This is a genomic window from Mesorhizobium sp. B2-4-3 (genome assembly GCF_006442815.1).
Classification (GTDB): Bacteria; Pseudomonadota; Alphaproteobacteria; order Rhizobiales; family Rhizobiaceae; genus Mesorhizobium.
This window is the reverse complement of sequence record NZ_VFVL01000001.1, coordinates 477,620-489,055: the sequence shown is the minus strand read 5'-3', so window position 1 is coordinate 489,055 and position 11,436 is coordinate 477,620. Positions and strand designations below refer to the sequence as shown.

Annotated in this window: 12 protein-coding genes; 11 read left to right on the top strand and 1 reads right to left on the bottom strand. The window is 59.1% G+C overall.

All coding sequences use genetic code 11. The annotated features are described in order from the left end of the window. Window positions 1–23: 23 nt before the first annotated feature. Together FJ956_RS02375 and FJ956_RS02370 are read left to right on the top strand one after the other, a co-directional pair. Window positions 24–611 carry a type IV toxin-antitoxin system AbiEi family antitoxin domain-containing protein gene (locus tag FJ956_RS02375; RefSeq protein ID WP_181181040.1) on the top strand — a complete coding sequence of 196 codons (588 nt, stop codon included), beginning with the start codon at window positions 24–26 and terminating at the stop codon, window positions 609–611. Further along, window positions 601–1,509, top strand: a complete 909-nt coding sequence (locus FJ956_RS02370; protein ID WP_140676638.1) for a nucleotidyl transferase AbiEii/AbiGii toxin family protein — start codon at window positions 601–603, stop codon at window positions 1,507–1,509. The genes FJ956_RS02375 and FJ956_RS02370 overlap by 11 nt, the downstream gene beginning before the upstream one ends. 355 nt (window positions 1,510–1,864) lie before the next feature. Here the strand turns inward: FJ956_RS02370 and FJ956_RS02365 are convergent, their stop codons facing one another. Then, window positions 1,865–2,779: a LysR substrate-binding domain-containing protein gene (locus FJ956_RS02365; RefSeq protein WP_281405605.1), complete on the bottom strand. Its 915-nt coding sequence runs from the start codon at window positions 2,777–2,779 to the stop codon at window positions 1,865–1,867. 379 nt (window positions 2,780–3,158) lie between these two features. Between FJ956_RS02365 and FJ956_RS02360 the strand changes: the two genes are divergently transcribed. The 9 genes from FJ956_RS02360 (at window position 3,159) to FJ956_RS02325 (ending at window position 10,907) form a co-directional block, all read left to right on the top strand. Further along, window positions 3,159–4,007 (top strand): ATP-binding cassette domain-containing protein, encoded by an 849-nt coding sequence (locus FJ956_RS02360; protein WP_140676632.1) that lies wholly within the window; start codon window positions 3,159–3,161, stop codon window positions 4,005–4,007. 197 nt (window positions 4,008–4,204) lie between these two features. Next, complete coding sequence (locus tag FJ956_RS02355; RefSeq protein WP_246672053.1) at window positions 4,205–5,023, top strand: lysine/arginine/ornithine ABC transporter substrate-binding protein; 819 nt, start codon at window positions 4,205–4,207, stop codon at window positions 5,021–5,023. A gap of 71 nt (window positions 5,024–5,094) precedes the next feature. Beyond that, a complete protein-coding gene (locus tag FJ956_RS02350; protein ID WP_140676566.1) occupies window positions 5,095–5,805 on the top strand; it encodes an ABC transporter permease in 711 nt (236 codons plus the stop codon). A gap of 1 nt (window position 5,806) precedes the next feature. Next, complete coding sequence (locus FJ956_RS31100; protein ID WP_348642439.1) at window positions 5,807–6,205, top strand: ABC transporter permease subunit; 399 nt, start codon at window positions 5,807–5,809, stop codon at window positions 6,203–6,205. Between the two features lie 2 nt (window positions 6,206–6,207). Further along, on the top strand, window positions 6,208–6,531 hold the full coding sequence (locus FJ956_RS31095; RefSeq protein WP_348642438.1) for an ABC transporter permease subunit: 324 nt from the start codon (window positions 6,208–6,210) through the stop codon (window positions 6,529–6,531). Window positions 6,532–6,576: 45 nt separating this feature from the next. Then, window positions 6,577–7,731 (top strand): enolase C-terminal domain-like protein, encoded by a 1,155-nt coding sequence (locus FJ956_RS02340; protein WP_140676560.1) that lies wholly within the window; start codon window positions 6,577–6,579, stop codon window positions 7,729–7,731. A 296-nt stretch (window positions 7,732–8,027) separates the two neighbouring features. Then, complete coding sequence (locus FJ956_RS02335) at window positions 8,028–9,152, top strand: FAD-dependent oxidoreductase (RefSeq protein ID WP_140676557.1); 1,125 nt, start codon at window positions 8,028–8,030, stop codon at window positions 9,150–9,152. Continuing rightward, window positions 9,133–9,438, top strand: coding sequence for a (2Fe-2S)-binding protein (locus FJ956_RS02330; protein ID WP_140676555.1), 306 nt, complete (start codon window positions 9,133–9,135; stop codon window positions 9,436–9,438). Before FJ956_RS02335 ends, FJ956_RS02330 begins: the two co-directional genes overlap by 20 nt. Next, on the top strand, window positions 9,435–10,907 hold the full coding sequence (locus FJ956_RS02325; protein WP_140676552.1) for a (2Fe-2S)-binding protein: 1,473 nt from the start codon (window positions 9,435–9,437) through the stop codon (window positions 10,905–10,907). The genes FJ956_RS02330 and FJ956_RS02325 overlap by 4 nt, the downstream gene beginning before the upstream one ends. The last annotated feature ends 529 nt before the right edge of the window (window positions 10,908–11,436 follow it).

The following is an 11,436-nucleotide window of genomic DNA, read 5'->3' as shown; positions in this document are numbered from 1 at the left end:
CACGCTCGTCAGCGAAGGCGCCGGTGCAGCTGATCGAACGCCAGGGTATCATGCGCCTGTCGGACCTGAAACGCCGAGGAATCAATCCGGCCACGCTTGCACGCCTGGTCGACGAGGGCGTCCTCCAACGCCCCTTGCGCGGGCTCTACGAGATTGCAGGCGCGGAGGTCGACATCGCGCATTCCTTGGCCGAGATCGCAACGCGTGTCCCCAAAGGCGTGATCTGCCTCGTATCGGCGCTTCAGTTTCATGAAATCACGCTGCAGCTGCCTCGGACTGTCTGGATCGCAATCGGTTCGAAGGATCGCAAGCCGACGATCGACCATCCGCCGATCCGTGTTGCCCGCTTCGGCGAAAAGGCGCTCAGGCTTGGCGTCAACACTCACATTATCGATTCAGTGCCTGTCCGGATCTTCGATCCGGCCAAATCGATCGTCGACTGCTTCCGCTTCCGCAACACCGTCGGCCTCGACGTTGCAATGGAAGCGCTGCGCATGGGCTGGCGGTCCAGAAAGGCCAAGCCCGACGACATTGCCCGATATGCGCAGGCGCTGCGCATCTGGAGCGTCGTGCGCCCCTATCTCGAAAGCACGGTTGCCGATGAAGGATAGGCCGGCCAACCTTCCCGCATCCGTTCTCGCTCGCCTGCGCAACATCGCTCGAGAGAAGCAGACGAACTATCAGCTCATCCTGAGACGATACGCCATCGAGAGGCTGCTTTATCGGCTTAGCATCTCGCCGCATCGCGACCAGTTCATCCTGAAGGGCGCGATGCTGTTCGCGGCCTGGCTCGACGATCCGTTTCGACCCACGCAGGACCTCGACCTTCTCGGGTTCGGCGATCCTGCGGCAACGGCGATCCGGGCCGTACTCGAAGCGATCTGCCGGATCGAGGCCGAAGATGACGGACTGGTATTCGATGGCCTGACCGTCGAGCCAATCCGTGAAGCCCAGCAATATGGTGGGGTCAGGGTGAAGACGACAGCGTTTCTCGGGCGAACACGAATTCCGGTGCAGGTCGACATTGGCTTTGGCGACGCCGTTACACCGGCAGCGCAGGAACTGGAGTTTCCGCCGCTTCTGTCTGCGGAAGGTCCTCGACTGAGAGCCTATCCGAAAGAGACAGTGATTGCCGAGAAGCTTCAGGCGATCGTTGCGCTTGGCCAAGCGAACAGTCGCATGAAGGACTTTTATGATCTGCTAGCGCTATCTCGGCTGTTCGCGTTCGAGGGCCAATCGCTGACGCAGGCAATTCGAGCGACCTTTGAACGTCGTCACACGCCGCTGCCGAGGGACACACCAGTTGGACTGAGCGCTTCGTTTGCCGAGGACATCGGGAAGGCGCGGCAATGGTCGGCATTTGCGGGAAGGGAACCGCTGCTCTTGCAGCCGCCGAATTTCTCGGCCGTGATCGTTGGCATTGCCGGGTTCGTTCTCCCGCCGCTCCAGGCATCCGCTGCAGGCGAGGGCTTCGAGCGCAGGTGGCTGCCCGGCGGGCCTTGGACATAACGCTCGAATTTACTCTGTTTTGTGAGCCTGAAAGGCGCGCCGCCAACTGGAGCCTGCTCGGCCTTAAGGCGTGGAGAAGCTGCTTGTCGTGCGTTGGAAAGAGAGCAACCTGGATTCGCATGCCGAAAGACCGGCCGCACCTCCAAAAGGCGGCTGAGCAATCATCCGTCTGTCGCTTTGCATCGGCTTTGCTCGCCACGGTCGCTTCATTTGCACCGTTTTGATGGCTGGCACGGCTGCGTGTCGATCCTATTCGTGGCCTTGTACCCCCATCGCCATTGCTCCGTGTCGCCGTCGGCTCGCGGGCGTTCGCGCAGTAGCTGCGAGTTGAGCGAGTTCCCTGTGTGAATACGGCCTATTGGGAGTTCGGGACGACCTCGTCGTGATAAGCCCAGAACTCTTTGACGAACCGCTGCACGATGGCGGACTGCCTCACATTGGCGCGGCGGATAACCAGAAAGCCGGCGTCCACAAACACGCTAAAAGGTCTAATCTCAACTCCTCTGCCCACGAATTGATAGGCCGAAGTTGGGTCTACGATCGCTGCACCGGCGCCTTCGCTGACGAGCGTGAGCGCCGTGTAGGACAGGCGTGTCTCGATAACGGGCGCTCGGAGGATTCCAGCAAGGGCGACCTCCACGCGCATGGCAAAGATGCTTCCAGGATCGAGACTGATCATGCGCTCGCCAATGAGGTCCTGTGGGGTAATCCTTTCCCTTGCTGCCAAGCGATGACCGATTGGTATCGCAACGACAGCTGCAAACTGTCGGGTCTCGATACGAAATCCCGGACGATCCAGAGGCCCATCGGCATACCCAACATCAGCTTGTCCCAAGGCGACCGACTCGATCACCATGGATGATGGGATAGCAATGAGTGCTGCATGAACCTTAGGTTTGTCATGGAGAAACTTGGCAAGAAAGCGCGGAAGAATCCCGCTGCCAAGGGCCGGCATCGCGGCGACTCGTAGCGTGCCGGCCGCCTGGCGATTGATGTCATCGGCGACGGTCGCAATCCTGTTCATGCCGATGAACGAGCGCTCTACCTCCTGCATAAGCGTAGCGGCCTCGAGCGTTGGGGTGATTTGGTTCCCCCGCCGCTCGAACAGCAGCAGCTTAGTTGAGTGCTCGAAATCCCGGATCAGCCGACTCACGGCGGGCTGGGTGATAGACAGAAGTTCCGACGCGGCGGTCATCGTTCCGGTCAGCATAACGGCTCTAAAAGCTTCCACCTGCCGTAAATTCATACGCGTTCCATAATGTTTAGACATGAATGTCGTCTGATTTGGCATTTGAGATTAGGGAAGCGACGTGGAAAAGTCTATGGCGTCGCTCAGGAAGACGGTCGTTTCCAAGGGACATCGCGCCTTTCAAAGAGAACGACGGCTAATGGCGATTAACCGTGCATCAGGGGGATGCTCGGGAATAGAGGTTATCTTGATCAAATCTTTCCAACTCATGGGCGATGAGCCCAAAGGGTGCGGCGAAGTCGTACCCGCCGCCAACTCAGCGTTAGTCGCGGCCTCCGGGGGGCGCCTGTTCAAGGCTGTTTTTCCTGATAGCGATAGCGTCGACAAAGCGGGTCGGCCATTCTCGAATGTGCTGCATCCCGTCGTACGTTTGCGGTTTTTGCGACGCAGGGTAACGCCGATGACGTCGTCGACAACTCTCAACGCAATAGGCAGCTACGCAGGGCGCAATAGTGGCGATCCGGCTCCGGCCATCTCCACGAGCGGCCTCGTCAAACGGTTCGGTCGACTCGAGGTCCTAAAGGGCATCGACTTCGAAGCGCGCGAAGGCGAGGTCATCTCAATCCTAGGAGCTTCGGGTTCGGGAAAGTCGACATTCCTGCGGTGCTTGAATCTGCTGGAACTCCCCTCAGGAGGACGCATAACCGCCTTCGGCGAAGAGGTTCGACTTCGACCCCGTGGCGACCATTTGCAAATCGTCGACCCCAAGCAAGTTGACCAACTGCGCACTAAGGTCGCAATGGTCTTTCAGGACTTCTGTCTGTGGAGCCACAAGACGGTGCTGCAGAACCTGATGGAAGGACCCATCTACGTCCAGCGTCGAAATCGGGCCGAAGTGAAAGCTGAGGCGGAGGCGGCACTGGCGCGTGTCGGTCTGCATGAACGCGCAAACTACTTTCCTTCGCAGCTTTCGGGTGGACAGCAGCAGCGTGCAGCCATTGCACGCGCACTCGTTATGAAGCCACGCGTCCTGCTCTTCGACGAACCGACTTCGTCGCTGGACCCTGAATTGGTCGGCGAAGTGTTGAAGGTCATGGGCGACCTAGCGGCTGAGGGCCGCACAATGCTGATCGTGACGCACGAAATGGCCTTCGCGCGGGACGTTTCCAGCAAGATAGTCTTTCTCGATCAGGGTCAGATTCGGGTGCAGGGCGAAGCCGAGGCGCTTTTTGCCGGTGGTTGCGATCCACGCTTCGATCAGTTCATCAGTCGCTTCACCGGTCGCGCACAGGAAGATCGTCGAAGATGACGGCAGTCGCGCCAGCGCATCCGGATGCTGCCCGGCGCCCCATCTGAAATATCAGTTTGCCCCCGTTCTCGAGACTGTGTCGAGGGCTCCCTGGAGGCTGCGGGGCGTGACCGCAGTGGGCTCGACTACGGTCACGTCAACACCAAGTAACAGGAGGAGAACGGATGAATTGGGTTAGGAAAAGCGTATTCTTGCTGATGGCCAGCAGTACCATCGCTCTGGCCGGGCAAGCGCATGCACAGGACAAGAAGAGCATCACGATTGCGACTGAGGCTGCCTACGCACCCTACGAGTACAAGGATGCCGCCGGTAAAATTGTCGGTTTCGACATTGATCTCGGCAAGGATCTCTGCAAGCGCATCAGCGTCGAATGCACGGTCATCGACACAGCTTGGGACGGCATTATTCCCTCCCTCACTGCTGGGAAATTCGACGCGATCATGGGGGGCATGGACATCAATGATGAGCGCGAAAAGGTAATCGCGTTCGCCGGACCCTACCTGCAAACCCCCGTTCGCTTCATTGCGCCGAAGTCGAGCCCGCTGATCAAGCTCAAGACCTCCATGGACACTCTGACGTTGGACGACGTAAGTCCCGACGAGCACGCTGTTCTCGACCAACTCGCTGCCACCCTCCAGGGGAAAAAGGTCGGCGTACAAGTGAGCACAACGTCGGAGGCATTCGTACGCAAGTTCCTCCCGACCGTCGAAGTGTCGACATATGACACGGCCGACAACATGGTTCTGGACCTCAATTCGGGACGTATCGACCTCAGCCTCTCCACAATGGCGCGTCTCCTTCCGCTGACCAAGACATCGGAGGGCAAGGATCTCGCGATCTTCGGTCCGAACATGACTGGCGGGCCATTCGGAAAGGGCGTCGGGATCGGCGTTCGTAAGGAGGACGAAGCCCTAAAGGTGAAGTTCAACAAGGCGATCGCGGACGCAATCGCCGACGGCACCGTCAAGGAGCTTTCCACCAAGTGGTTCGAGTTCGACGGCACGCCGAAGCACTGACCACGCGCTGATGGAGTGCCGGCTTGGACCGGCACTCCTATCCCGACCCTTATGAACGAAAGAGTCTTCCGATGAGTATTGCGCTGCTCAGTTGGGGTGACGCTGGTTGGGGCGACGAAATGGCGCTCGGCGCGCTCATGACAATTGTCGTGGCGACGTCGGCGTTTCTGATGGGCATCGTTCTCGGCTCGGGTTTTGCCGCCGCGAAGCTTTCACGACATTGGCCGCTCCGCTTGTTGAGCGACGTCTATACGACTGTCGTGCGCGGCGTTCCGGAACTGCTGATCATCTTCCTGGTTTTTTTTGGAGGTGGCTCGCTTATCCGCTACGTCGCCAATGGGCTGTTCGGTTTCCAGGGCTATGTCGAGCCGCCCGTCTTCATTGTCGGCGTCATGTGTATTGGAGTGAGTGCCGGAGCATACTGCACCGAAGTCATTCGTGCTGCCGTGCTCGCTATTCCGAAGGGGCAGCTCGAGGCAGCGAAGGCCGTTGGCATGGGACGCTTCCTGCGCTTGCGCCGGGTTCTGATCCCGCAGGCGGCTCGGTATGCTCTGCCCGGGCTTGGAAACATCTGGCAGTACACGTTGAAAGATACGTCACTGATCTCCGTCATCGGCCTGGTAGAGATCATGCGTGCCGCGTCGAGCGGTGCCGGTTCCACACATGAACCGTTCACATTCTATCTCGCTGCCTTCATCTGCTTCTTGCTACTTTCTTCCTTGTCCAACCGGGGGTTCCTGAGGGCCGAGAAGTGGGCAAATCGCGGCGTGAAGGGACGATAACATGGACTTCCAACTCATTCTGGATTCGCTTCCGAGACTCCTTGCCGCCGTACCGAAGACATTGATCCTGGCCTCTTCGTCGTTGCTGCTGGGCTTTCTGCTATCGGTGCCGATTGCGCTGGCTCGGCTCTCCCGAAACGCTGTCCTGTCGAACCTCGCCTACGGATACGTCTATATCGTTCGATCTACCCCTCTCCTGGTGCAGATGTTCCTCATCTACTACGGCTCGGGCCAGTTCCGAGACTCCCTCGAGTACGTCGGTCTCTGGACGTTCTTCCGAGATGCATGGTTCTGTGCGATCCTTGCACTCACGCTGAATACGGCAGCCTATACGAGCGAGATCATCGAGGCGGAATTGATGCTGTGCCTGTTGGCCAGATCGAAGCTGCGCGGTCTGTAGGCATGTCAGGGTTCCTCCAGTTCAGGCGGATCGTCTTCCCGATTGCGATGCGCCTAGCGCTTCCGGCCTACGGCAACGAGATCATGCTGATGATCAAGGCGACGTCACTCGCTTCGACCATAACAATCGTTGAAGTTACCGGCCTCGCGAAGCAGATCATCTCTGCTACGTTCCGGCCTGTGGAGGTGTTTCTCGTAGCCGGCGTCATCTACCTGACGATCAACTTCGTTATCGGGGTCGCGGTCTCACTTGTTGAGACGTGGCTTAGCCCGCATCTGCGGTCGCAGTCTATTTTGCGGTTCAGAGCCACCACAACCACACACTAACCGGCTCAGGGCTGCCTGCGTCACATCGCTAGGTTGGAAATGACAATGATTGCCGAATTGCTTCGTCACCAAATGGCGCCGATTGTCGACGCGGAGGTCTTCGAGATCGAGTCGAAGCTTTCGACGCCCTATAAGCTCTCCGAGGGCATCCTCACCTCAACGCAAGCTGTGCTTATCAAGCTCACCGATGCCGATGGTGTCGAGGGCTGGGGCGAAGCCAACCCCACGGAGACGTATGACGGAGAGTCAACGGCTAGCGTCATGCGGATCCTGCAGCAGACTATCTTGCCCGCGGTCCTTGCATCGACGGACCCGCAGACGGGCACGATGGACGCCATTCTCGACAGACTCGTGCCACTGCAACTCTGTGCCAAGGGGGCCGTTACGATGGCCTTGCTGGATGTCACCGGCAAGCGCATGGGCGTTCCGGTTGCGACATTGCTGGGCGGACCGGTGCGTCGATCGATACCGGTGCTTTGGCCCCTGAGTAATGGCACAGCGGACGAGGATATTTGCGTGATCGACGAGCGCGCCGCCCAGGGCTTCTCGAGCTTCATGCTGAAGATGGGCACGTCGCCGATTCCCAGCGAGATACAGCGCGTCGCTGATCTGGAGGCTCGCTACGGGACCGACGTGAAGTTCATCCCAGACGCTAACCAAGGGTGGACACGAGAACAGGCCCGGGAGTTCCTTGCCGGCATAGCTCATTCGCGAGTCGCTTTCGTCGAGCAGCCTCTGATGAAAGATGACATCGACGGCGCGGTTGCTCTCTGCCGTCAGAGCGCTCTTCCACTGTCGGCGGACGAGTCGATTATTGATCTCGCCGACGCCGCCAAACTCGCCGCTCGCGGTGCGGCCAAGGTATTCAGCATCAAAAGCAGCAAGAACGGTGGTCCACTTCGCGCACAGCGCATGGCAGCAGTGGCTGAAGCCTTCGGGATTGGCTGCTATATGAATTCGCAACTCGAGTTCGGGATCACACAAGCAGCATCACTGCAACATGCGGTCACGGTCAGAAATCTCGTCGACGTTGGGCACGCCTTCATGTCGACTTTGCGATTGGTTGAAGACCCAACGAATTTCTCCTCTTTTGTCCGGAACGGCACAGTGCATCTGCCCGACCGAGCCGGGCTGGGAGTCGACGTTGACGATGCGTATGTGCGCCACCTGACATTGTCCAGCTTCCGACTCCCGGCATAAGGCCGGACAGGTTACAACATTGAGACATGAATATCGCGCTAGTTGGCATTGGAACTTAGGGAGGCGGGATTCGAATGTTATGTTGGCACAGTTTGTTCGGTTTTCCGAAGCAAGTGTCATGCCCAACTCTCTGGAGCGAGAGTTCTCAGAGCGATTCAACAACGCGGTGCATGAAGGAATCGCACCGAAATCAGAGGTCATTTCTTGGCTAAGCTTTTTTGGCTCACCGGCCGTTCACCCGGGAGACGAGGGCCGTTTGTGCCCAATCGATCTTCTGCTTTGGACGAAGTTGCAGCATGAGCACCGCGTTGACCCGCGACTTCGCTGTCGTCGGTGGCGGCTTGGTGGGAGCCGCCATTGCGGTCGGTCTGGCACGCGTTGGCCTTAAGCCGCTTGTCCTGGATGGCGAAGACCTCGATATGCGCGCATCTCGCGCGAACTTTGCCTTGGTGTGGGTTCAGGGCAAGGGGGTCGGCGCCCCCCACTACGCTTTGTGGTCGAAAGCGTCGGCGGAACTTTGGCCCAGTTTCGCGGGCGACCTATTCGAGAATACCGGCATCGATGTCCGGCTGCGACAGACAGGTGGTTTCAGTTTCGCGCTCAGCCGCGACGAACTAGATCATCTGCGCGAAGATCTTGAGACGATAGAGTCCGAGACCAAGCGGGCGTCTCCTCCATATGAGGTGCTCAGTCACAACGAGACGAAGGAGAGACTGCCCGAGTTGGGGCGGGAGGTTGTTGGCTCCATCTACTCACCCGCCGACGGTGACGTGAACTCGCTACGCCTCCTTCGGGCGTTGCACATCGCAATGCAACGGGCTGGCATCGACTATCGGTCCCGGCATCTGATCGACAAGATCGAGCCGGTTAATGGCGCCTTCCGTCTGACGGGGCGCTGGGGATCTGTGACCGTCCAGCGCGTTGTTCTCGCCGCGGGGATAGACAATCAACGGCTCTCGCCGATGGTCGGTTTGTCCACACCGCTCAGGAGCAGCAAGGGTCAGATCCTCGTCACTGAGAAGTGCGCGCCTTTCTTGCCGTTCGCGTCCGGAACGATCCGGCAGGCGGACGAGGGCGGTGTGATGATCGGCGACAGCGAGGAAACAAACGCGACAACGGTCGCGGAACACACCGATGTCGCGACGGTCCTCGCTCGTCGAGCGATCAAGACCTTCCCTCTGTTAGCCGACGTCAACGTGATCAGAACCTGGGCGGGATTTCGTGTCGATACAGTCGACGGACTTCCAATTTACGAACAATCTGCGCAGTTCCCTGGCGCCTACGTGGTCACCTCTCATTCGGCTGTGACGTTAGCCGCGGGGCACGCGCTTTCGCTCGCCCCCCAGATTGCCCGGGGGAGCCTCTCAGGCGACTTCGACCCATTTCGCTCAGGGAGGTTTCATGTTCGCCAGGCTGCATGAAATCGCCGATCCGGTGATCTTTACCTTCGATGGTGTCTCGATCAGAGCGGAGCGCGGCCAGACCTTGGCAACAGCGTTGCTGGCGGGCGGCGTCGACGTCTTCAGATGGAGTGTGGTTGGGGGTGTTCCTCGGGCACCTTACTGCCTGATGGGCGTCTGCTTCGACTGCCTTGTTACCGTTGATGGCGTGCAGAACCGGCAGAGTTGCCTGATTGAAGTGCGCCAAGGAATGGACGTTCGCAGTCAGGCCGGAGGCCGACAAGTGAACACCGCAGGTGTAAGATGAGTCAGCATCGGATACAAGAAATCTGGGACTTCCGGTCCCCCTACGATATCGCCGTGGTGGGCGCGGGACCGGCCGGACTCGCTGCCGCTACGCTTGCTGCTGAAGCCGGTGCGCGCGTTGTTCTATTCGATGAGAACGCTGCGCCGGGAGGGCAGATCTACAGGGGCGTGACGCGGAACAGCCGTCAGACGGCTGGTTTCCTCGGCACCGACTACTGGGCTGGACAAGCCTTGGCCGAAAGTTTCAGTCGCTCCTCCAGCGATTATGCGGCCAAGTGTACAGTTTGGAGCATTGAAGCGCCCGGACGGCTTGACGAAGCAGAACTCGGCGTCAGCCAGAATGGTGTTGCCAGACTGGTTCGAGCACGTTCGGTCTTGATTGCCTCCGGCGCCATGGAGCGCCCGATGCCGGTCACGGGCTGGACTCTTCCGGGCGTCATGACAGCGGGCGCTGCCCAGATTGCCCTAAAGTCAGGCGGATTGGTTCCAAGTGGTCGTGTGATCCTCGCGGGCTGTGGACCTTTATTGTATCTGCTCGCATCTCAACTGCTCGCGGCGAAGGCCGATGTCGTTGCTGTCCTCGACACCGCCGAGCCCCGGCGCAGTGTGAAGGCTTTGACGAAGCTACCCAGCTTCCTGTTCTCCCCCTACATCTGGAAGGGACTCTCCCTGCTGGCGAAGGTCCGGCGCAATGCCCAAGTTGTTTCGGGAGTGACGTCGCTCTCCATTGCCGGCGACAGTAGGGCCGAGGGTGTTCGCTATCTCGCTCGCGGCAGACAGGTGGAAATCCGAGCTGATTGCGTCCTCCTGCATCAAGGTGTGATCCCCTCGATCAATCTGGCCAACGCATCAGGATGTAGCATCGGGTGGAATGAGCGCCGGCGAGCATTCGAGGCGAAAGTCGATGGTTTGGGGCGAAGCTCGCTGCAAGGCGTCTACATTGCCGGAGATGGAGCATTCATTGGCGGCGCCCGGCATGCGGCGATCAGCGGGCGGATAGCCGCGCTTTCTGTTCTCGGTGACCTCGGCATGATGGCCGGTGATGCCGTTGCACGCCAGCACGCGCCACTACTGCGCGAAGCGCACTATCACCTCCGAGGGCGAGATTTCCTAGACATTTTATACGAACCGTCCAAGCAGTTTCGCGCGCCAGTCGATGCCTCAGTCATCGTATGCCGATGCGAGGAGGTCAGCGCCCGGACGGTTCGAGAGACCACTGCGCTCGGCGTCCCTGGTCCAAATCAGTTGAAGACCTTCGTCCGCTGTGGAATGGGGCCCTGCCAGGGGCGCATGTGCGCGCAGACCGTCTCCGAGATCATGGCGGACGAGCGCGGCACGACACCAGGTGCGATTGGGACCTACCGACTTCGATCCCCAGTCAAGCCCCTCACCCTCGGCGAACTAGCATCATTACCAAGCACCCCCGAGGCACTGCTTTTTGTCACCGGGGAAAGCAAGGAGACAACATGAGAACGTGCCATATCTTGGGGTTCCAATGCAAAGCGGCACTTCCCAACTGGGATGCATAAATTTGGGAAAATAGTACGATAGCGATTCGCCTAAGCCTTTGAAAGCTATCGGTAGGTATCGAACCTGCGATCTACAGGAATTTTAGTTCCAGCTTACTACGGCATCTCAGGTCGCAATCCCGTCGCGACGACCGAGGCCCTGAATTTTACTGCAAGCGCCCCAGTCGAAAATGGCACCGACGATGATGTCGGCGTCAGCGTTGGCCTCTTAGGGTATGCGGGTGACGGCTTCGTCGGCTTCGAAGGAGAAGAAAAGCGGACGCCCCGAGATGAACGGGATTTACGCAATTTCAGGTCAGAGTGTCCCCTTCGCACGACACGGGGACGTGCCCCCTTTCAAGCACGAGTGATCCGACAAACGATCGGATCGCTATGGCAGAGTCAGACGACAACGGCAGGACGAGGATCGCGGCGGGTCGACCGCAGCGGCAGTTGCAAGGTCTTCCCCGTGAGGTCGTACCGCTAAGCGA